Origin of the sequence: Rhizobium oryziradicis, assembly GCF_001939045.1 — a bacterium.
GTDB classification, from domain to species: domain Bacteria; phylum Pseudomonadota; class Alphaproteobacteria; order Rhizobiales; family Rhizobiaceae; genus Allorhizobium; species Allorhizobium oryziradicis.
In genome coordinates, this window is record NZ_MKIM01000027.1 from 278219 (window position 1) to 300384 (window position 22166).

General features: G+C 55.0%; 19 protein-coding genes. 7 read left to right on the forward strand and 12 right to left on the reverse strand.

Features of this window, described 5'->3' with window-relative positions; all coding sequences use genetic code 11:
- Positions 1 to 37: 37 nt before the first annotated feature.
- Entirely contained in the window at positions 38 to 877 is an 840-nt protein-coding gene (locus BJF95_RS12365; protein WP_245297310.1) for an ABC transporter ATP-binding protein, read from the reverse strand.
- A gap of 71 nt (positions 878 to 948) precedes the next feature.
- Here BJF95_RS12365 and BJF95_RS12370 point away from each other — a divergent pair, with 71 nt between their 5' ends.
- A complete protein-coding gene (locus BJF95_RS12370) occupies positions 949 to 1368 on the forward strand; it encodes a cupin domain-containing protein (RefSeq protein WP_075639758.1) in 420 nt (139 codons plus the stop codon).
- 15 nt (positions 1369 to 1383) lie between these two features.
- Here BJF95_RS12370 and hydA read toward each other — a convergent pair whose 3' ends face one another.
- Positions 1384 to 2838 (reverse strand): dihydropyrimidinase, encoded by a 1455-nt coding sequence (hydA, locus tag BJF95_RS12375; protein WP_075639759.1) that lies wholly within the window; start codon positions 2836 to 2838, stop codon positions 1384 to 1386.
- Positions 2839 to 3126: 288 nt separating this feature from the next.
- A complete protein-coding gene (locus BJF95_RS12385; protein WP_075639761.1) occupies positions 3127 to 4380 on the reverse strand; it encodes a Zn-dependent hydrolase in 1254 nt (417 codons plus the stop codon).
- A gap of 292 nt (positions 4381 to 4672) precedes the next feature.
- Here BJF95_RS12385 and BJF95_RS12390 point away from each other — a divergent pair, with 292 nt between their 5' ends.
- The gene (locus BJF95_RS12390; RefSeq protein WP_075640314.1) at positions 4673 to 5314 is read left to right on the forward strand and encodes a TetR family transcriptional regulator C-terminal domain-containing protein; all 642 of its coding nucleotides are present in this window, start codon (positions 4673 to 4675) and stop codon (positions 5312 to 5314) included.
- Here BJF95_RS12390 and BJF95_RS12395 read toward each other — a convergent pair.
- The 4 genes from BJF95_RS12395 to BJF95_RS12410 form a co-directional block, all read right to left on the reverse strand.
- Entirely contained in the window at positions 5311 to 6246 is a 936-nt protein-coding gene (locus tag BJF95_RS12395; protein ID WP_075639762.1) for a DMT family transporter, read from the reverse strand. The two genes, BJF95_RS12390 and BJF95_RS12395, sit on opposite strands and share 4 nt — an antisense overlap.
- Positions 6247 to 6582: 336 nt before the next feature.
- Complete coding sequence (locus BJF95_RS12400; protein WP_175577251.1) at positions 6583 to 9135, reverse strand: bifunctional diguanylate cyclase/phosphodiesterase; 2553 nt, start codon at positions 9133 to 9135, stop codon at positions 6583 to 6585.
- Positions 9136 to 9707: 572 nt separating this feature from the next.
- The gene (preA, locus tag BJF95_RS12405; protein ID WP_075639764.1) at positions 9708 to 11021 is read right to left on the reverse strand and encodes an NAD-dependent dihydropyrimidine dehydrogenase subunit PreA; all 1314 of its coding nucleotides are present in this window, start codon (positions 11019 to 11021) and stop codon (positions 9708 to 9710) included.
- Positions 11022 to 11034: 13 nt separating this feature from the next.
- Positions 11035 to 12396, reverse strand: coding sequence for an NAD(P)-dependent oxidoreductase (locus tag BJF95_RS12410; protein WP_075639765.1), 1362 nt, complete (start codon positions 12394 to 12396; stop codon positions 11035 to 11037).
- A gap of 296 nt (positions 12397 to 12692) precedes the next feature.
- On the opposite strand from BJF95_RS12410, the gene BJF95_RS12415 reads away from it, so the two are divergent.
- Together BJF95_RS12415 and BJF95_RS12420 are read left to right on the forward strand one after the other, a co-directional pair.
- A complete protein-coding gene (locus tag BJF95_RS12415) occupies positions 12693 to 13094 on the forward strand; it encodes a DUF2325 domain-containing protein (RefSeq protein WP_075639766.1) in 402 nt (133 codons plus the stop codon).
- 14 nt (positions 13095 to 13108) lie between these two features.
- Positions 13109 to 13387, forward strand: a complete 279-nt coding sequence (locus BJF95_RS12420) for a hypothetical protein (protein WP_139317481.1) — start codon at positions 13109 to 13111, stop codon at positions 13385 to 13387.
- 15 nt (positions 13388 to 13402) lie between these two features.
- Here BJF95_RS12420 and BJF95_RS12425 read toward each other — a convergent pair whose 3' ends face one another.
- The 4 genes from BJF95_RS12425 to BJF95_RS12440 all read right to left on the reverse strand — a co-directional run bounded on the left by BJF95_RS12425 (position 13403) and on the right by BJF95_RS12440 (position 17593).
- Positions 13403 to 13768 (reverse strand): DUF423 domain-containing protein, encoded by a 366-nt coding sequence (locus BJF95_RS12425; protein ID WP_075639768.1) that lies wholly within the window; start codon positions 13766 to 13768, stop codon positions 13403 to 13405.
- 1 nt (position 13769) lies between these two features.
- The gene (locus BJF95_RS12430; RefSeq protein ID WP_075639769.1) at positions 13770 to 14165 is read right to left on the reverse strand and encodes a globin domain-containing protein; all 396 of its coding nucleotides are present in this window, start codon (positions 14163 to 14165) and stop codon (positions 13770 to 13772) included.
- 94 nt (positions 14166 to 14259) lie between these two features.
- Positions 14260 to 16353 carry a glycogen debranching protein GlgX gene (gene glgX / locus BJF95_RS12435; protein WP_075639770.1) on the reverse strand — a complete coding sequence of 698 codons (2094 nt, stop codon included), beginning with the start codon at positions 16351 to 16353 and terminating at the stop codon, positions 14260 to 14262.
- A 316-nt stretch (positions 16354 to 16669) separates the two neighbouring features.
- Positions 16670 to 17593, reverse strand: a complete 924-nt coding sequence (locus tag BJF95_RS12440; RefSeq protein WP_075639771.1) for an alpha/beta hydrolase family protein — start codon at positions 17591 to 17593, stop codon at positions 16670 to 16672.
- A gap of 413 nt (positions 17594 to 18006) precedes the next feature.
- On the opposite strand from BJF95_RS12440, the gene BJF95_RS12445 reads away from it, so the two are divergent.
- From BJF95_RS12445 to BJF95_RS12455, 3 genes are read left to right on the forward strand one after another with little or no spacing between them, the layout of a single operon-like run.
- Positions 18007 to 19416 carry a circularly permuted type 2 ATP-grasp protein gene (locus tag BJF95_RS12445; protein WP_075640315.1) on the forward strand — a complete coding sequence of 470 codons (1410 nt, stop codon included), beginning with the start codon at positions 18007 to 18009 and terminating at the stop codon, positions 19414 to 19416.
- A 5-nt stretch (positions 19417 to 19421) separates the two neighbouring features.
- A complete protein-coding gene (locus BJF95_RS12450) occupies positions 19422 to 20363 on the forward strand; it encodes an alpha-E domain-containing protein (protein ID WP_075640316.1) in 942 nt (313 codons plus the stop codon).
- A gap of 14 nt (positions 20364 to 20377) precedes the next feature.
- Positions 20378 to 21250: a transglutaminase family protein gene (locus BJF95_RS12455; RefSeq protein ID WP_075639772.1), complete on the forward strand. Its 873-nt coding sequence runs from the start codon at positions 20378 to 20380 to the stop codon at positions 21248 to 21250.
- On the opposite strand, the gene BJF95_RS12460 is transcribed toward BJF95_RS12455, so the two are convergent.
- Positions 21233 to 22072, reverse strand: coding sequence for a LysR family transcriptional regulator (locus tag BJF95_RS12460; RefSeq protein ID WP_075639773.1), 840 nt, complete (start codon positions 22070 to 22072; stop codon positions 21233 to 21235). The two genes, BJF95_RS12455 and BJF95_RS12460, sit on opposite strands and share 18 nt — an antisense overlap.
- Between the last annotated feature and the right edge of the window lie 94 nt (positions 22073 to 22166).

Below are 22166 nucleotides of genomic sequence, written 5' to 3' on the forward strand. Positions count from 1 at the left end.
GAGGGGTTGGGGAGGGGATTTCGTTCTTGCACCAAGACTACTCATCATAACTATGCCCCGCCCGCAAACCTTCGCGCACCCGATGGGCAATCTCCAAAAACTCGGGGCTTTCTCGAATATCCAGTGGTCGCTCTCTGGGGAGGGTCGATTCAATCACATCGGTCACGCGACCGGGCCGGGGACTCATCACCACGATCTTGGTGGAGAGATAAACGGCTTCCGGAATGGAATGGGTGACAAAACAGATGGTTTTGTTGGTGCGATCCCAGAGTTTGAGCAATTGCTCGTTCAGATGGTCGCGGACAATTTCATCCAGCGCACCAAACGGCTCATCCATCAACAACAGATCAGCATCAAACGCCAGCGCACGAGCAATGGAGGCGCGCTGCTGCATGCCGCCGGAAAGCTGCCAAGGGAACTTCTTGCCAAAGCCCGACAGATTGACCAGTTCCAGTGTCTGCTCAATCCGCTTTTTCTTCTCATCCGGGCTATAGGCCATGATCTCCAGCGGCAGGGCAATGTTTTGCTCAATGGTGCGCCACGGATAGAGCGCTGCCGCCTGAAACACATAACCGTAGGAGCGTTCTTTGCGGGCATTTTCGGGCGTCATGCCATTGACGGTGATGCTGCCGCTGGTGTGCTTTTCCAGATCGGCAATGACGCGCAAAAACGTGGTCTTGCCGCAGCCGGAGGGGCCGATAAAGGAAACGAAATCGCCCTTTTTCACCTCCAGATCAACGTTGGACAGCGCATGCACCGGCCCATCATTGGTCTGGAAGGTCAGACAGAGATCTTTGGCAGAGACGACGGAATAATGTGAGGGACCGTTGGAACGTTCAGGACCTGCCAACTCCGAGGCTGATGTTTGAGATGTCATGGATAAAACCTGTAGGAGATTGCGCCTCTGGTGGCACTGTGAGAAATTCGCAGGAAAAATGGAGCACTGTTATGGACCATGATCAATCGTCGAAGCCGACCTGCCGTCTTGTTCGCCCTAACGATCATTACGATGGAAAGCAGGGCTTTAGCTACATTGCTGGTATCTCTGCCGAGACAGTGGGGGCGAAGGGCATTTGCATGCATCTTTTGACCATTCCCCCGGGTGGACGTGCCAAAGCGCATTTGCACGAGGCGCATGAAACCGCAATTTATACCATTTCTGGCGAAAGCCATGCCTGGTACGGTGATAAGCTTGAGCACCATCAAATTGTGCGGGCTGGTGAGCTTTTTTACATCCCGGCGGGGGTGCCACATCTGCCCGCCAATCTTTCTGATCAGCCCTGTGTTATCGTTATCGCCCGCACGGATCCCAACGAGCAAGAAAGCGTTGTGCTGTTGCCGGAATTGGACGATCTGGTGCTGAAATGAGTGCATGGGGTGCTTTCACACCCCGCTGGCCGGAATGCCTGTGCGCTCAACTTTACGTGGCGACACCAGTTCTTTCCATGTGGACAGGGCCTTGCTAACCGCCGGATAAGGCTCACGCTTGACAAACTTGCCGTGGCCTTCCTGCGTCTTCACGGTGCTTTCCTCAATCGCCACCACGCCACGGGTGAGGGTGAAGCGCGGCAGGCCGGTGACGGTTTTTCCCTCGAACACGTTGTAATCAATGGCTGATTGCTGGTTGCTGGCCGAGATGGTCTTGGAGCGCTTCGGGTCCCACACCACAATATCGGCATCGGCCCCCACAAGGATCGCGCCCTTCTTCGGATAGATATTGAGGATTTTGGCGATGTTGGTGGAGGTGACGGCCACGAATTCGTTCATGGTCAGGCGGCCCGTTGCCACGCCATGGGTCCACAGCATCGGCAGGCGATCTTCCAGTCCGCCGGTGCCGTTGGGGATTCGGGTGAAATTGCCGACGCCAAACCGTTTTTGTTCGGTGGTAAAGGCGCAATGGTCTGTGGCGACGCAAGAGAGCGAGCCCGATTGCAGGCCTGCCCAGAGGCTATCCTGATGCTGCTTGTTGCGGAATGGCGGCGACATCACCCGGCGGGCGGCGTGGTCCCAATCCTTGTCGAAATATTCGCTCTCATCCAAGGTCAGATGCTGGATCAGCGGCTCGCCATAAACCCGCATGCCTTTTTGCCGGGCGCGGCGGATAGCTTCATGGGATTGTTCGCAAGACGTATGCACCACATAGAGCGGCACACCGGCCATATCAGCAATCATTATGGCCCGGTTGGTGGCTTCACCCTCCACTTCGGCAGGGCGGGAATAGGCATGGGCTTCCGGGCCATTGTTGCCATCTGCAAGCAGCTTGGCCGACATGGCCGCGACCACATCGCCATTTTCGGCATGCACCAGCGGCAACGCACCCAGCTCGGCGCAGCGCGAGAATGAGGCAAACATCTCGTCATCATTCACCATCAAGGCCCCCTTATAGGCCATGAAGTGCTTGAAGGTGTTGATGCCCTTGTCTTGCACAATGGTTTGCATTTCGTTGAAAATGCGCTCATCCCAAGAGGTGATGGCCATATGGAAGGAGTAATCGCAGTTCGCGCGGGTGGATTTATTGTCCCAGCGTGTCAGCGCTTCCAAAAGCGATTGGCCAGGATCGGGTAGGCAGAAATCCACCACCATGGTGGTGCCGCCCGCCAGACCCGCACGGGTGCCACTTTCAAAATCATCGGCGGAATAGGTGCCCATAAACGGCATTTCCAGATGCACATGCGGATCAATGCCGCCCGGCATGACATAACAGCCCGCTGCATCCAGCACGGTCTCGCCGGAGAGGTCGGGTCCGATTTCGGTGATGATCCCGCCCTCGATTTTTACATCGGCCTTGTAGGTGAGATCGGCGGTGACGATGGTGCCGCCTTTGATGACTGTGCTCATGATTGCTGTTCCCTCATTTATTATTGAACGACCTCACTGCCCGATTCCAGTCGTCTATAACATCGTTGACTTTGTGGCTGGCGTCCGAATGTTCGTTTTTAAGGCAAGTCAGATATGTCTGCATTTCGTCAACGTAATCATTAACCTCGCGTTTGGTCCGCTCCATTTGGTCGAGGTCGGCGGAATATCCTGACCGGATATAAGGCTCACTTGGTCTATTGCAGTAATATAATTGCCCGTGAGCGTTTGGTGCGAATAACAATGAGGAGACTCCGATGAGCTTTATCCTCACCCCACAACCTCCGCCGTCTCCAGTACCGCATGCAACAGCACATCACAGCCTGCCGATGCCCATTCCTTGGAAATCTCCTCGGCCTCATTGTGCGAAAGCCCGCCGACGCAAGGGCACATGATCATGGTCGAAGGTGCAACCCGTGCCGCCCAGCATGCATCATGGCCAGCGCCGGAAATGATGTTCATATGGCTATAGCCTAGCCGCTCGGCGGCATCGCGCACGCGGCCCACCAATGTGGGATCAAACGTCACGGGGTCGAAATGGCCGACGGCTTCCACCGAGCAGCCAACGCCGAGGGCTTCGCAAATGGTTGCGGCTTCGGCTTCAATTTTGGCCCGCATCCGGTCGAGCTTCTCTTGGCTCGGTGTGCGAATATCGACCGTGAACACTACCTTGCCCGGCAGCACATTGCGCGAGTTGGGCGAGAAGAACACCTGGCCGACGCCGCCAACCGCACCGGGCTGTTCGCTCATCGCCACATCCTGCACCATTTCCAAAATCCGGCCCATAGCAAGGCCAGCGTTGACGCGCAGGTTCATGGGGGTGGAGCCGGTGTGGGCCTCGCGGCCCGTCAGGGTAAATTCCAGCCACCACAGGCCCTGACAGTGGGTCACAACACCAATCTGCTTGTTTTCGGCTTCCAGAATCGGCCCTTGTTCGATGTGATATTCGAAATAGGCGTGCATTTTGCGCGCGCCCACTTCTTCTTCACCCAACCAGCCAATGCGTTTCAGCTCGTCGCCATAGGTTTTGCCGTCGGGGTCTTTGCGGGAATAGGCGTAATCCAGCGTATGCATGCCAGCAAACACGCCGGATGCCAGCATGGCAGGAGCAAAGCGTGCGCCCTCTTCATTGGCCCAGTTGGTCACAACAATCGGGTGTTTGGTCTTGATGCCGAGATCGTTCATCGAGCGCACCACTTCGAGCGCGGCCAAAACGCCGAGCACGCCATCATATTTGCCGCCTGTGGGCTGGGTGTCGAGGTGTGAGCCGACATAAACGGGCAGGGCATCCGGGTCGGTGCCGGGGCGGGTGGCAAACATGGTGCCCATCTGGTCCACGCCCATGGTCATGCCTGCTGCCTCGCACCAGCTCTGAAACAGGGCGCGGCCTTCGGCATCTTCATCGGTCAAGGTTTGGCGGTTGTTGCCGCCTGCCACGCCGGGGCCAATCTTAGCCATATCCATCAGGCTGTCCCACAGCCGGTCACCATTCACGCGCAAGTTCACGCCGGGTTGAGCCGTCATTTTATCGTTCCTAATCTGTGCAGGGGTTTCGATGCTGATCGAAAGCCGCTGTTCCCTTTGTCTGACCCTTATTGTTGTTTTTGGGCCTTTGTGGTCGCCAAGCATTGCCTTTTTAGAAGCAGTGATTGATATTTGACCGATTGGTAAACATTACAACTTCCACTGCTGTACTCAAGCCGTAAAATGGGAAAAATTTTGCAAAAATGACAGGCGGTTGCTTAAAAACTGGGCCTGTTTTTTGGGCGTTTTTTGCAGGGCTTTCGCCGATGATGGAAAGATGACGGGAGGCATGATGGCGATACCACGGGCTGCCAGAACACAGCGGCGCACGCGCATTCAGGTTGAGAAGGAAGAAGTTATCCTTCAGGCGGCGCTGGATGTGTTTTCCACTCAAGGGTTTCGTGGCTCGACCATTGATCAGATTGCGGAGGTGGCAGGCATGTCCAAGCCCAATCTGCTCTATTATTTTCGCACCAAGGAGGCCATGCATCGGGTGTTGATGGATCGGCTTTTGGCCAATTGGCTCGAGCCCTTGCGCGCTTTTGATGCCGATGGCGACCCTCGGGAGGAGATTTGCTCTTATATTCGGCGCAAGCTGGAAATGGCGCGGGATTTTCCACGCGAAAGCCGGTTGTTTGCCAATGAAATCCTGCAGGGCGCGCCGAATATTGAGGATGTGCTGAAGGGATCGCTGAAAGAACTGGTGGATGAAAAAATCGAGGTGATTCGCAGCTGGATCAAAGCGGGCAAGCTGGCTCCATGCGATCCCTATCACCTGATTTTTTCCATCTGGTCGACAACTCAGCATTATGCCGATTTTGATGTGCAGGTGCGCGCCGTGCTGGGGCAGGGGCTTGCCAGCGACACCCGCTTTGAGGATGCCGTGCGCTTTTTGGAGGGCTTGTTTGTGACGGGGCTGAAGCTGGCTGATTAATCGGGCAGGGTTGCCATGGCCAGCAGGCCTGCGGCGGTAATCAGCGCGCCGGCAAATACGCCAAAGGGTGCCCAGCCGTGGCCCAAAGCGCCTTCCAGCAGAATGATGAAGGTGGGGGTGAGGTAGCTATAGGCCAGCACCTTTGGGGCGGGCAGGCGCTGGGCTGCATATTGCAGCAACAAAAAGGTAATCAGGGTCATGACGATGGCCAGATAAACCACCATGAACCACGCCAGAGGCGGTACGCTGGCATAGTCCAGCGCCAGCAATTTTGGTGTGCCGGGAATGAGAATAAAGGCAAGCGTGGCAACGGCCGTCCAGAACATGAAAATCAACGGCGGCTCGTTTTCGTTGAATTTGCGCAGCAACGGCACATAGATGGCGTGGGCTGTGACGCCAACCAGATAGATCATCTCACCCTTGCCAAGATCAAAACTCAGCAGCGCTTGAATATCGCCGCGAAAGATAACCCAAATCGCTCCAATGGCGGCAATGCTGAGGCTGACCAACACCCGCCCGCGGGTGCGCTGGCGCATCAAGAGCCAGGCAAAGCCAGCGCTCATCAACGGCATGATGGTAAAAATCGCCCCCGTGGCCACAGGTGCCGTAAATTGCAGGGCAATGAACATGCTGAGCATGTACGTGGACATCAAAGCACCAATGGCCAAAAACCGCCCCGGCCGCTTTGGCAATGTGAAAGGATAGCGCTTGATCTTGAAGCAGATAACGCCGGTCACCAAAACGGTCAGCAGGTAGCGCAGGGCTGTCAGAGCAATCGGATCGATCACTTTGGTTGCCATGCCACCAAACGAAAAAGATGTGGCCAGCAACATCGCAAACAGCAGTACGGCCAGATGTGCTTTCAGCTTTTCCCGCCCACGCGCATGCAAATTGTGACGATCAACGGGAGAGGCGATGGTGGGAGATGTCATGGGGCACTTCTTTATGGGCGGCACTTTGACCGACAGCACTGTTGGTCGTACATGGCGAACAAAGGACGCTGTAACGGAAATTATCGCGCGCTTCCACCCTGATCGCTCCACACACGCGAAATTTACGGCCTGATCTTCATGAGATGAAAATCCTCGCCGGTCCGCTCCTGCATAATTCCCTAAATCGGAATCCGGTTTTCCCGAATAGACAAACGACAACAAGGGAATCGACAATCTGTTTGGTTCAATTTGAACCTGACAGACTCTAAGGAGAAAATTATGCAGCAGATTTAAAGCGTCCTTTGTGCGCCATATATGGTGAGAGGCGCTGTAGGCTCAACCAATGGCGCTGACTTTTCTGGTCGCATTGGCCTCGGTCAGCAGGGCAAAAAGGTCGTCGCCGCTCATGGGTTTGGCCAGAGCATAGCCTTGCAGGATATGGCAGCCCAGATCGCGCAGAATTTCGGCGTGCTGCATGGTTTCCACGCCCTCGGCGATGATGTCGATGCCCAGCGATTTGCCAATGTCGACGATGGAGCCAATCAATCGGCGCTGCGGTTTGCTCTCCAAAATCGGCAAGGTCAACTGACGGTCGATCTTGAGGCGGCGCGGCGACAATTTCAAAAGGCTGAGAATGGATGAATAGCCGGTGCCGAAGTCGTCGATCTCGATCTCAATGCCAAGCGCCTTGATCTGGTCGATGGCGGTCGATGCGGCTTCATCCTTGTCGTCGAAGGCAATGGATTCCAGCAGCTCAAACGAAAGCCCACCGGCGGGCAAAGGCATGCGTGCCAGCCGTTCCATCAGCCCGTCGTCAAACAGACGCTGGGCGGAGATGTTGACTGAAACATGCAGCGCGTCGAGATTGTTCTCTTCCCATCGTTTGGCTGCCTTGATGGTTTGCTTCAAAATGGCCTTGTCAATCTCGGCCACCACATTGAGGCTTTCGGCAACCGTGAGGAATGCGGCAGGCGAGAGCAAGCCCTGCTCGGGATGTTGCCAGCGGGCCAGCGCTTCCACCCCGATGATTTGTAGGGTGTGGGCGTCAAATTGCGGCTGGAAATAGGGAATGAATTCGTCGTTTTCGAGAGAGCGAAGAATGGCATCTGCCGTGCGCTTGGTGGCGAATGTTGCTTCCTTCAAGGTGTCGGAGAAAAACTCTAGCCGGTTCTTGCCGCGGCGCTTGGCTTCATAGAGGGCGATGTCAGCGTTGATCAGCGCCAGTTCCATGCTGTCGAGACTTGGCGGAATAAGGGCGATGCCAACGCTTGCGCCCACGCGACATTCCTGCCCTTCCCACGGGATTGGTTGGTTGATGGCTGTGATCAGCGCTTCGCCCATGGCCTTGGCCTGCTCCTCCGCCATGCCCTTTGGGCTTTGGCAGACCACCACAAATTCATCACCGCCAATGCGGGCGGCGAAATCATTTTGGTTGGTCAGCGCGTTGATCTGGTTGGCCACATGGCGCAGCATGGTGTCGCCAGCGGCGTGCCCCAAGGTGTCATTGATGTCCTTGAAGCGGTCCAGATCGATATGCAACACCGCTGCCATCCCGTTGGCGGCATGTGCTGGCTGTATCTTGGCCAGATGCTTATCGAGATAGCGGCGGTTGGCAAGACCCGTCAGCGGGTCATGCAAAGAGCTATGCTCCATGGCAAGGCGGGCATCTTCCAAGGCATGATTTTGCAACTCCAGCGCAGTTTTTGCCTTTTGCAGATCTTCTTGCATTTTCACATCTGCGGTAATGCTCCAGTTGACGCCGACAATCTTCTTGCGAAAATGCGCATCGCGGTACACTGCGCCAAATGCCCGCAAATGTCGGACCTCGCCGGTCTCCGTTGTGATCCGAAATTGGGTGGAGTAATCGGTATTGGTGCGAATGGCATTGTCGAAGCGCTTGGTTGTTGCCTCGCGATCTTCCGGGTGAATCCGGTTTTTCCACGCCTCAATATCTGTCTCAGAAATATCCGGGTCCATGGCATAGAGCTGGCGCATGCGCGCATCCCAATGGAGGCGTCCTGAGGCGATATCCAGCTCCCAAACGCCAATTTGCGACGCATCCAGCGCCAGTTGCAAGCGTTGGGAAACGCTGCGCAACTCGCGTTTTTGCTCGTTCAACTCGGCGATATTGGTTTGGCGTTCTTCCAGCAGTTTCGCCACCCACAAGATCGGGGCGAGAATCATGAATGCCAGAAAGAACATCATGATCCGGCGTGTTGATGCATCTGCCGCCGCTTCGTTTGACAGATTTTTCGGGCTGGCCGCCAAAATCCAGCTCTGGGCGCCGATATTGACGGTCAAGGTCAGCAACGCTGTTTGCGTTAACGGGCCATTGTCAAAAATCGGTGCGCCTTTTCGGTCGATATTGTCGTATAAGGCAATATTGAGATCAAGCGACGGGTCCGTCAAACCGCTTTCCCGAAAGAGCCTGTCCACTTCGACGGTGCCCACCAGCAGCCTGCGGGTATTGGTCTCTTCTTGAGGCATATGGTCCGCACCCGCAAGACCCTCTCCATAATTGAAGGGATAAAAGATCTTCATGCTGCGTTTGTTGAGCGTCGATATATGGGGGCGGGCCACCACAAAGGTGTTGTTTTTTTCTGCGGAGCTTGCGGCCTTTATATCCTCTGGATCGGAGGAAAAGAGCTGCCCTACTGCGGGTTGGTTGGGCAGGTAGGGGTAAATAAATGTCGTTGTCGTGCCATCAACAATACTGACATCCGTGAGGCGCATCGGGCGCGAAAACAGCCGCCTGCCAATTTCGGCAAAGCGTGTCTGATTGATGTTCGGCTCCGTCTCCATTACGGCGGCCAGACCTTGCAGAAGCTTGATATCGGATTTGATATTGCCTTCCAGCTGGGCGCGAATGGGGCCGAGCTTGTCGGCCACGGCTGCTCTGCGATCTTCAACGTGAGATTTCTGCGCTTGGGAATCAAATATATAAACCGCGACAAACACAGCAATGCTGACAATAAGGGTTGGCCAATAAAATGTGGCGTACCGGCTTATTCTTTCCAATATATCGGGTCTGTGCTGTGCGTCTGTCATGCGTGCGCTTTATTCATTTAAAGAATGACCCTGCAATAACGGGCAATTCAGGCCATGAAAGCCTTTATAAACTCTGAATAAGTTAAGGACAAATGATTGCAGTCGCTATTAATTCGCCAGATGAGGGCAGTCTGTTGCATTTGTGGTACTGTGATATTTTTAAATTAGATATCCGTTAAAAATGAAAAGCTTACTGTGTGTAGAATAAGCGAAAATACCATGTCGTCGCTTGCCGCATTTGAGAGCCTTGGCAGGAGACGCGACAGCGTCATGCCGCATGCTTACTTAAAAATGTATGCACGAGCAGGTTTATTAAGCAGGTTTGCACAAGTAGGTTTGTGTGGCCATCATCATACGGCGGCGGGACGCCCCTGAAAAGGCGTCCCGCTCTGATATTTTAGAAAATGTAGATGTTATTCTGCAGCCTGAACTGCCATGGGATTGTTGGCATGGGTGGTCCAGTTGGCATAATCCGGGTTTACCGGCTTGCCGGTGCGCTGGTCCATGGTGCCGGGCTCCAGCCCGACCATGGTGATGCAGTTTTCGACCGGACAGACGTTGACGCAGAGGTTGCAGCCAACGCACTCGTCTTCCATCACCTCGAACTTGCGAATGCCATCGACAAGGTTGGTGATGGCCTGATGGGATGTGTCCTCACAGGCGATGTGGCAGCGTCCACACTTGATGCAGGCGTCCTGATCGATATGGGCCTTGGCAACATAATTGAGGTTGAGATATTGCCAATCGGTGACGTTTGGCACGGCCCGACCACAGATATCATCCAGCGTCGCATGCCCCTTGGAATCCATCCAGTCAGAAAGGCCGGAAATCATCTCTTCAACAATCTTGAAGCCATAGGTCATGGCGGCGGTGCAGACCTGCACATTGCCAGCGCCGAGGGCAAGAAACTCTGCCGCATCGCGCCAGGTGGTCACGCCACCAATGCCGGAAATCGGCAGGCCATAGGTTTGCGGATCACGGGCAATTTCCGCCACCATGTTGAGCGCAATCGGCTTGACCGCCGGGCCGCAATAGCCGCCGTGGCTGCCCTTGCCGCCAACGGTTGGCATGGGCGCGAAATTATCCAGATCGACCGAGACAATCGAATTGATGGTGTTGATCAGTGATACCGCATCGGTTCCGGCCTCCTTGGCGGCGCGGGCGGGCTTGCGGATGTCAGTGATGTTCGGGGTCAGCTTGGTAATCACCGGCATGCGGGTATATTGCTTGCACCAGCGCACGACCATGGCAATATATTCCGGCACCTGACCAACGGCAGCCCCCATGCCGCGTTCAGACATGCCGTGCGGACAGCCGAAGTTCAACTCAATGCCATCGGCTCCGGTTTCTTCCACCAGCGGCAGAATGGCCTTCCACTCGTCTTCTTCACAGGGCACCATGATGGATGCAATCAAGGCGCGGTCCGGCCAGTTCATCTTGACCTGCTTCATTTCCTGTAAATTGATTTGAAGCGGGCGGTCGGTGATCAGTTCGATATTGTTGAGGCCCAGCAGGCGGCGATCTGCCCCCCAGATGGCCCCGTAGCGTGGGCCATTGACATTGACCACCGGCGGGCCTTCCGAGCCCAGGGTTTTCCACACCACGCCGCCCCAGCCCGCCTTGAAGGCGCGCTCGACGTTATAGGCCTTGTCGGTTGGCGGCGCAGAGGCCAGCCAGAAGGGGTTGGGCGATTTGATGCCAACGAAATTATTGCGAAGATCAGCCATGATACACTCTCCCTCAAGCCACAGCAGTTGTGCCCGCAGCAGCGGCTGCGAGAGACAGGTTGATGCTTTCGGCCGCATCGCGGCCCATGGCAACGGCAGACACCGTGAGGTCTTGTCCGCCAAAGGCGCAGTCACCACCGGCCCAGACACCGGGAATGGAGGTGCGACCTTCTGCATCGACGGCGATCTTGCCGCCTTGCAGTTTCAGGCTGTCCTGGCCTTGTGGATCGAGTTTTTGGCCGATGGCCACCAGAATCTGATCGGCCTTGATCTCTGTGGTGTGGCCGGTGCCTTTCATCAGACCGTTTTCGAGGTGAGTGTACTCAAAACTGATGCTTGAGACGTGGCCATGGTGATGCGCCACGTCTTTGGGCTGAAGCCAATGGCGAATGTGAACGCCCTTGGAGGCTGCCAGATCCTGCTCAAACTGAGAGGCATTCATATGTTCCTGGCCACGGCGATAGCAGATGGTGACATTCTCTGCCCCCAAAAGCTTGGCCTGAACGCCCGCATCAATGGCGGTCATGCCGCCACCGATGACAACCACGTCGCGGCCCACCGGCACATCGGCCTTGTTGTTGGCCTCGCGCAAATTGGCGATAAATTCGACAGCATCCATAATGCCATTGGTCTGCGCACCGGGAATGTTGAGCGTGTTGACATTACCAAGCCCGGTGCCGAGGAAGACTGCATCGAATTTTTCCTGAAGCTCGGACAGCGTAAAATCGCGGCCCAGCATCTGGCCATGCAGCACATCGATATTGCCAATGGAGAGGATGTAATCCACCTCACTTTGCGCAAAATCATTGGTGGTCTTGTAGGCGGCAATGCCATATTCGTTCAGGCCGCCAGCCTTGTCGCGGGTATCAAAAATCGTCACGAAATGGCCGTGCATGGCCAGCCGATGGGCGCAGGCCAGGCCTGCGGGACCAGCCCCCACCACAGCAATGCGTTTGTTGGTTTCAGCAGCTGGCGTGTAAAACTGCCGACCCTGCTCAATGGCGAGATCAGTGGCATAGCGCTGCAAGCGGCCAATTTCCACCGGGCGCTCTTCGGCGGTGTTGCGCACGCAGGCCTGTTCGCACAGGGTTTCGGTGGGACAGACGCGGGCACACATGCCGCCCAGAATATTCTGGTCGAAAATGGTCTTGGCCGATCCTGTTGCATTGCCGGTCGATATTTGCCGAATGAACATCGGAATATCGATGGCGGTGGGACAGGCCGTCATGCACGGCGCATCATAGCAGAAATAGCAGCGGTCTGAGGCCACCAGCGCTTCATGATCGTTTAAGCGCGGGTGCAGATCAGAAAAGTTTTTTGCATAATCGGCAGCATCAAGCCGCCCGGCCTTCAGGCCTGGTTCCAGTCTTCGCATCGCAGTTCCCTCTATTTTTGTTCGAAGCGATTGGAAAAATGGTAACGCAGGTTCAAAATTTTATCAAACGGTAAAAATAAATTTTCAAGCGATGCTGCGATTGCGTTAAGTATCTGAATATCAGGTATTTTCTTGAGAGCGTTGCCAATTTCCCCGGATTTTTCAGGGTGGTGATATCTCCATTAAAACATGACAAAAATAATCACCTATATACTTTACTATTTTTATCATGTTTTGTAATGTGCATCGACATCAGGATGGCTGAAGCGCCTCCCACACCACCCGGAGACGATAGAATGGCAAAGCATGGCATGGTCAAAAAGAAGAAAGCGGACAAGCGCCCGGTGATGGCGGCCCCTGTGGATGAAAAGGGCAATCAATCGGACATCAAAAGCTTTCTCTATGTTGGCGGGCGTGATTGCCAGGTTGCCCATTTGCGCCAGATTGCCACCAATTTTGGCGCGGAACTGATCCATCATGATGGTGGTTTGCGTGAAGCTGTGTCGCGCATTGATACCGTTCTTCCCTCTGTCGACTGCGTGTTTTGCCCCATCGACTGTATCAGCCACGATGCCTGTCTGCGGGTAAAAACGGGCTGCAAGAAGTTTGGCAAAACGTTCATTCCGCTGCGCAATGGTTCGAAATCCAGTTTGGAGCGGGCCTTGCAGACGTTGAACGACAGATCCGATAGTGCATGAAGGAAGGGCAGGGCATGAGCGATGGTTATGACAGGAGTTCGATGATCGAGCTTCACAAGTTGACGGATCAGCCGTGTGATGGCCTGGCAACAGCACTCTATGAAAGAATAGAGGATGAGAAATGGCGTGCAGAGACGACGGCTGAGATCATCCGGTTGCCGGGTTTGAACGAGCGGCAGATGTCGCGCTCCGAGCATTTGGCCAAGGGGCTTCGCCAGCATTGGGACAGCGCCGTGGTGATCGAATTCCCACGTCCACAATGGTTGCGCAATGCAGACCGGCGCAAAGGCTGAGCCAGGTGTCCGTTATTAGCTTCGTTTGAAGGCAGCACCCAGTGCCAACAGCAACCAGCCGATCATCATTGCCACGCCTCCGGTGGGGGCGGCCATGGGAAACAGGCTGTTGCCGGTGAAGTGTTTGATCACCAGATCCGCGCAAAACAACAATGTGCCAAGAGCAATGACGAGGCCGGATAGGGTCGCGGTTTTCACCTTGTCATGGGCAAGATAAAGCACTAGCACGGCAGGGGCATGGGCCAGCGCAATGCTGGAGGCGGGGGCCAGAAGATTGCTGGCTCCACTGACATGGGCGGCGGCTGCCGCAAGCCCCACGCCGCTTGCGCCAAACAGCCCGGAGAATATCAGCAATAAAGGACGAAAGCCTGCAAGCTGCATGTTATTCCTCCTTGTTTTGCATATGATGGGCCAGTTTTTCAATCGGTGCCCAGATGATCTCGCGCAGCTTTTCATGGGCTATGGTTTCATCCATGGCACGACGAAAGCACAGCAGCCATTCATCGCGTTCCTGCGGGCCAATCTCGGCGACAAAATGCCTGCGGCGCAGCATGGGATGGCCGCGCTTTTCAATATAGATTGGCGGGCCGCCCAGATAGCCGGTGATGTAATCGTAAAACTTCTCTTCGCTTTCGGTCAAATTGGCGGGGTGAATGGCGCGGCAACGGGCGGCTTCGGGAAGCGTGTCCATCAATTGATAAAAGCGTTGGCACAGCGCCTTGACCGTCGCATCGCCGCCAATCGCTTCATAAAGTGTAATGGTCTGTTCGTCGCTCACATCCTGCCCTCATGTTCTTCTTACCATATCGCCGTTTTGGCGCGTTCAATCAACGCTTGAAAACGGGATGTGGCAATCCGGCACAGGGTCAAACCTATTCCGTTGGTTCTTGATGCGGCACAAACAGGGCCATGCTGGTTTCGCTGATTGAAAACTGATTGTCCTGCCCGTCGTCATTGCGATTGCTGGTGTCAAAAATCCGCTCCCAGCGCGTGACGCCGGAAATCTGGGGTAGGGTGATGGTGTCATCGCCACCGGCGTTCAAGACGCAAAACACCTTGTCTTCCTCGACATCAAACTGGGCGACATCGCGGATATTGGAGAGATAGCAGCCAAACAGCCTGCGCTCGCCATCATGCCAGTCTCCATCCTCCAGCGGTTGGCCGTCCTGTCTGAACCAAGCGATGTCGGGGATGTTTTCAACAATATCTTCGCCGGTTAAAAACTGCTCTTGCCGCAGTGCCGGATGGGCCTTTCGCAGGGCCATAACCTGCCGGGTAAAGTCGATCAGCCCGGAGTTTACCTGTTCCCAGTTGATCCAGCTGATCTCATTGTCCTGGCAATAGGCATTGTTATTGCCGTTTTGGCTATTGCCCAGCTCATCGCCGCCCAGCAGCATCGGCACGCCCTGGCTGAACACCAAGGTGGCAATCATGTTTTTAACGCGCAGGAACCGTCGCGCATTGATTGCCTCATCATCGGTGGGGCCTTCAGCGCCGAGATTATAGGCGTGATTGTTGGAATGGCCGTCGCGATTGTCCTCGCCATTGGCCTCATTGTGCTTTTCATTATAAGATACAACATCTTGCAGCGTAAAGCCGTCGTGGGCGCTCAGCAGATTGACTGACGAGGAGGCGGTCCGACCCGAGTGGTTAAATTGCACCGATGAGCCAGCAAAGCGGGCCGCCATATCCGCCGCCTGTCCGCCATCCTGCTTCCAGAAACAACGCGTGGTGTCGCGATACTTATCGTTCCACTCGCGAAACGGCGGTGGGAAGCCGCCCACCTGATAGCCGCCGGAGCCGATGTCCCAAGGTTCGGCAATCAGCTTGACACCGGACAGGATCGGATCCTGCCGGATGGCATTGAAAAACGTGCCTTCTCGATCAAAATCCGGATTTTCGCGACCCAGCGTGCTGGCCAGATCAAAGCGGAAGCCATCGATATGCATGGTGCCAACCCAATAGCGCAGACTGTCCAGCACCATGCGCAACACCATCGGGTGCGATGCATTCAAGGTGTTGCCGGTGCCGGTGGTGTCAAAGGTATGGCGCGGATTTTCAGGCGATGCGCGATAATAGGAAAGGTTATCAAGGCCGCGATAGCTCAGCGTGGGGCCGAGTTCCGAGCCTTCGGCAGTGTGGTTATAGACCACATCCATGATCACTTCGATGCCGGCTGCGTGGAAGCGTCGCACCATGGTTTTGAACTCGGTGATATGCTTTGATGACATGAACCGCGGCTGCGGCGCGAAAAAGCCAATGGGCTGATAGCCCCAATAATTGCGCAGGCCTTTTTCCACCAGATAGCGGTCATCGACAAAGCTTTGTATGGGCAAAAGCTCAATGGCGGTGATGCCAAGCTTGGTCAGGTGATCAAGGATCGGATCGGCGCACATGCCCATAAAGGTGCCGCGCAAATGCTCTGGCACATCGGGGTGCAGCATGGTCATGCCGCGCACATGTGCTTCATAAATAATGGTGTCCGTCCATGGCCGCCGAATGGCTTCATCACCGTCCCAGTCAAACGCCGGATCCTGCACCACGCTTTTCATCATAAAGGGAGCGCTGTCGCGCTCATCGAACGAGAGATCGCCGTTGTCATCGCCAACGGTATAGCCATAAAGCGCGTCATCCCAGATCAGATCGCCATGGAGCTGTTTGGCATAAGGATCGAGCAACAGCTTGTTGGGGTTGAACCGCAATCCTTCTTCCGGGCGATAGGCCCCGTGGGCGCGGTAGCCATAGATGGTGCCGGGGCGCAGACCCTCAATATAGCCCGACCAGATATCGCCTTCTCTGTGGGGCAGAGCCAGCCTGGCAATCTCGTTTTGTCCATCCTCGGAAAAAAGACAAAGCTCTATCTTTTCGGCGTGAGCGGAGAATACCGCAAAATGTGTGCCTTCGCCGGTAAATTCGGCACCGAGCTCTGGTTTCATAAACGCAAGAGGAGAGAAAGAAAAAGTCATGAAGCGCGGCTCCTGAAGAGTGTCGGCAAGGTGCAATCATCATCGACCGCTAGAGCGCTGTAGGTTTTATCAAACGTACATGGCTATCGGCACTCGTTTGTCAAAGCGTCGTTCGGGAAGTGGGGTCGGCATTTCAGGCGTAACGTTTGAGAAGGCCGCGTTTCCACAGTCTCTGGCTTGTCCTACAAGCCATGAGCGGGCAAAATGTTCCTGTCAAAAGAGACAATATTTTAGCAAGAGCCGTTAAAACGCCAAAAGCCCAGCCGATTTTTGAACCGGCCGGGCCTTTATAAAAAGCGCGTTTCAGACGATGGCTTTAAGCCGCAACGCTTCGGAAAAACTGCATGCTGGCATCAATAGCACCGGGAATCTGGGTGGTATGATTGCCCAGGATCACATCTGATTTAATGGACACCTTGGCCGCTTGTGCCCGTTTGATCAAAAGCTCCTGGCCGTCATCAAAATGGGTTTCTTCTGAGGCATGCAGCAAAAGCGTCGGGCATTTGAAGCTATGGGCGTAGCAAACGGCGCTGCGCACCTCAAATTCATGCGGATTGCTGTCGTCAAAGCGAATATCGTCGGGATAGCGATTGAAAAAGCGGAACGCATTGGGATTGCCGGAAATCGGCACGCTGGCGCGAAAGCGATGGGTGCTCATGGATGCCAGCATGGCAAGGGCACCGCCCACGCTGTGGCCAGCCAAAAACACCCGCTTGCGATCGACACCGGGCAAATGGGCGAGGCGCTCGGCGGCGGCCAGCACATCGCTCACCTCATCATAAAAGCCGGAAAAAATACCCATCTGGCCATTTTCTCCACGCAATGATGGCATCATCACCACATAACCTGCATCAACATAGGCTTTAAGTGGTTGCCACTGGCCAATGCCCATGGCGTTGCCACCGTGAAGAAACAGCACCGCAGGCTTGAGTTTTTTCTCGCGCTTGTATTTTGAAACCCAGGCCGTCAGCGAAAGCTGTCCGCCGCGACCGGATCGATAAAACACCCGCTCCGCATCAGCGGGTGTTTCAAGCGGCTCGTATTTATCGGGGGCAGGGCCTTTTTGGAGCAGGTGAGTGCTAAAATGCTCGCGCGCTTTCATGTAGTCATGGCTTAAAAGGCGCGGCTCTGCCGGAATATCAAAGGCCCGTGCCATGGAGGGGGCTGCGCAGGCCGCAGCCATTCCCGCCAATACGCTTCTGCGTGTGAGTTTCATGCTGCTCTCAAATTTTAATACCATTCGCAAAAATACTCCATGAAATACCTGCTATGGTGCATTGCTTTGCCGGGTACGCCAAGACACTTTTTTTTGAGCGTTTCTGGCGAGGGCGTGTTCGCGCCTGTTTTCATGTCCATTTTATGACATGAGTCGTTGCATAAGCATAATCCCGCCCCATATCCCGCATCAGAAAAAGGTGACAGAATGTCGTTGCCTTGGAAATTCGATGCATGATTTTATGCATTTGCTAATATTTTCAGCAATGATGAAACGCGCTGTTTCAGCAAGCCGCCCATGCACTGCCAAAAACGCTTAGTTTTCAGGCTTTCTTTGCCAATTTGGGTCAATCCAAAATATTCTGGGCAAATTGTGCACGCTTCTTGCATTGCTGGAGAGGTTGTATTCATATGTATAAAAAAAGGGGGATAGCGCCATTGGCATTTGATGAAATGATCAAGGCGGACGGCAGTCCGCGCGGGCCGTATGACAAGTTCTTCGAGTGGTATTCCAGTCAGGATCCCAAGCATCTGATTGCCAAATCACGCGATGCAGAAACAATTTTCAGAAGAACCGGCATTACATTTGCCGTTTATGGTCACGAGGATTCGTCTGAAAAGCTGATCCCTTTCGACCTCATTCCGCGCATCATCTCGGCGAAGGAGTGGCGCAAGCTGGCGCAGGGCATCGAGCAGCGGGTTTTGGCGCTGAATGCTTTTCTGGATGACATTTATCACAAGCAGGAAATTATCAAGGCAGGTCGCATCCCGCGCGAACTGATTGAAAATAATGTGGCCTTCCTGCCGGAGATGATCGGCTTTCGCCCGCCCGGTGGCGTTTACACCCATATTGTCGGCACCGATATTGTGCGCACCGGCGAGGGTGAGTTTTACGTGCTGGAGGACAACGCCCGCACGCCATCCGGTGTCAGCTATATGCTGGAAAACCGCGAAACCATGATGCAGATGTTTCCTGAGCTGTTTCAGGCCAACAAGGTGCAGCGCGTTGAAGATTACCCCTATCTTTTGCGCCAATCGCTGGCATCGCTGGCCCCTCCGGGCTGCAAGGGCAAGCCGCGTGTGGCGGTGTTGACCCCCGGCATCTACAATTCGGCCTATTATGAACATTCGTTTTTGGCCGACATGATGGGCGTGGAGCTGGTGGAAGGCTCGGATTTGCGCGTCATTGACGGCAAGGTGAAAATGCGCACCACCCGTGGCTATGAGGCCATTGATGTGCTCTATCGCCGCGTGGATGATGATTATCTCGATCCGATGACTTTCCGCCCGGATAGCTGCCTTGGCATTCCGGGGATTATGGATGTGTATCGCGCTGGCAATATCACCATTGCCAATGCGCCCGGCACCGGAATTTCCGATGACAAGGCGATTTATTCCTACATGCCGGAAATTGTCGAGTTTTACACTGGCCGCAAGGCGATTTTGGAAAACGTGCCCACCTGGCGCTGTTCCGAAGCCAATAGCCTGAAATATGTGCTGGAGCATCTGGAAGAGCTGGTGGTCAAGGAAGTGCATGGCTCTGGCGGTTATGGCATGTTGGTTGGCCCAACCGCGTCCAAAAAAGAGCGCGCCATTTTTGCTGAAAAGCTGAAAGCCCGACCCAGCAATTACATCGCTCAGCCTACGCTGTCGCTCTCCACAGTGCCGATTTTGGTCAACAAGGGCATAGCACCCCGGCATGTGGATTTGCGTCCCTATGTGCTGGTGTCAGACAAGGTGCAAATCATTCCCGGTGGCCTGACCCGTGTGGCGTTGAAGCAAGGATCGCTGGTGGTCAATTCCAGCCAGGGCGGCGGCACCAAGGACACTTGGGTACTGGAGGACTGATGGTTATGCTCGGAAGAACTGCAAACGGGCTCTACTGGATGTTCCGTTATATTGAGCGCGCTGAAAATATTGCGCGGCTGGTGGATGCGGGTCTGCGGGTGTCGCTCACCCGCTCCGGTGCCACCGATGAGGATTGGAATGGCGTTTTGCAAAGCGCCGATGTGCTGGATATTTTTCTTGAGAAATATGACAAAGTCACCTCGGCGGATGCGATTGACTTTCTGTTGAGGGATCAGGCCAATCCGTCCAGCGTCATGTCTTGTGTGGATTCGGCCCGCAACAATGCCCGCATGGTGCGCACAGCCCTGACGCGCGAAACTTGGGAAGCCACCAATGAGTGCTGGATAACCATGAAGCAATTGCTGGCCCGCAGGCTGAAATCTGCGGATCTGCCGGAAACCATTGATACGGTCAAGCGCAGTGCAGGGCTGATCCGTGGTGCCTTCCATGGTTCGATGTTGCGCAATGAGATCTATAATTTTGCGCGCATTGGCACATTTATGGAGCGGGCCGATAACACCAGCCGTATTCTGGATGTGAAATATTACGTGCTTTTGCCAGCCGTCACGCAAGTGGGTTCGTCGCTCGACAATATCCAGTGGGAATCCATCCTGCGCTCCGTCTCGGCCCATCGCTCCTACCGCTGGGTCTATGATGGCGAGTATTTGGCCTCGAATATTGCTGATTTTCTGATTTTGAACGGGCAAATGCCACGATCGCTGGCCTATTCCTATGAGAAGATTGTCAGCAATCTTGGCTATATTGCCAAGGAATATGGTGAGCGGCTCCCGGCCCATAAAACGGCAGATGACATTCGCGCATCATTAAACTCCACCAACATTGCTCAGATCATGGATTTGGGCCTTCACGAGTTTCTCGATAATTTCATCGCTCTCAACAATAAGTTGGGGCAGGAAGTTATCGAGGGCTACCGGTTCTACAGCTGAGGTGGGCACATAGAATGCGTTTGAAAATCAAACACGTGACGGAATACCGCTATGACGAGCCGGTTCAGTTTTCTCTGCAACGGCTGCGCCTGACGCCGGTTGAAGGACCGGGCCTTCGTGTCTTGTCGTGGAATATTGCGGTGGATGGTGCCAAGGTTGAAGCCGGATTTAACGATCAGTTTGGCAACCACACCCATCTGGTGTCCTATGAGGGCGAAAGCAGCTCAGTGCGCATTGTGGCAACGGGCGAGGTGGAAACCGAGGATCGTGCTGGCGTCTACGGCCCGCATGTCGGCTATGTTCCGCTCTGGCTTTATCTTCGCGATACGCCGTTTACCAAAGCGGGAAAGCTGACAAAAGAGCTGGTCAAAAGTCTCGAAGGCGACACCGATCTTGCCAAAATGCACGATATGATGGGCAAGCTGCATCAGCAGGTGCGTTATATGCCGGGGGCAACCGATACCGAAACCACCGCCGAGCAGGCGTTGGAAGTCGGCTCCGGCGTGTGCCAGGATCACAGCCACATCATCATTGCGGCGGCCCGGTTCATGCAGTTCCCGGCGCGCTACGTGTCTGGCTATCTCAAGATGGATGATGTGGAGGAGCAGGTGGCTACCCACGCCTGGGCCGAAGTCAACCTTCCCGGTCTCGGCTGGGTTGGATTTGACGCCGCCAACAACGTCTGCCCCGATGACCGCTACGTGCGTTTGGCAACGGGCCTTTGCTATTCCGACGCCGCACCGATTTCCGGCATGCGCATTGGCATTGCGGATGAAGAGATGAGCGTGGTGGTGACGGTGACGGATCAGACGCAAAGTCAATCGCAAAGCCAGTCACAAAGCGAGTCCAAGGGTCAATCCCAAGGTCAATCATCTGGCCAGAGTTGAGATCAGAAAATCCATCACGGCCCTAACGCGCGGTGCACGGCGAATATCGTCGTGCACCAGCATCCACAACTCGCGCGGCGGCGGGGTGAGGGCGCTGGTCAGCTTTTTCAAACGCGGATCGCCATCGCCAAGATAATCGGGCAGGAGCGCGACGCCCAAGCCTGAGGCCGCCGCTTGTGCTTGCGCCTGGGCATCACTGCTGCGCAGCACCACCCGTCTGGCTCCAAGCTGTGCCAGTAGCCACGTTTGCTGCGGCATGGAATTGTACTCTTCGTGATAGGTGATGAATTCCCAGTGGTCTTCGAGCACCTGATAGGTGTGGTTTGCAAAAAAGAAGAACGGAATATCGCGCAGCTTGCGCGCAATCAGCCCCGGCGTGTTGGGCCGCGAAAGACGCAGCGCAATATCTGCTTCTCCCTTGTTGAGATTGGCGAAGTCTTTTTCTCCCGTCAGCCGGATATCGATGTCGGGATAGCGTTGGCGCAGTGCAAGAAGGCGCGGGGCCAGCGCCATCGTGGCAAGGCTCGGGGGTGCGGAAATATGCACCACCCCCGCTAAGCTGTTACCAGCACCATGGGCGGCCCGCTCAACACTTGCCATCGCTTCTTCCACTGGCGTGCCAAGGGCCGCCAGCCTCTTTCCCACAGGCGTCAGCTTCACCTCGCGTGCAAGCCGCTCGACCAGCTTGACGCCCAGATCCTGCTCCAGCGTGGAGATGCGGCGTGCCACCGTAGTGTGATCGACATGCAGCGTGCGCGCCGCTGCCGAAAAGCTGCCCGCTTGCGCCACAGCCAGAAAGGTGCGGTAATCATCCCAGTTCATCGGTGCATTTTTCCATAGGTACTGTGCAGTTTTCTGCAATTTCACCCATGTTAATCCAGCGCTATGTCATTTGCATGCGAATTTACACAAGGAT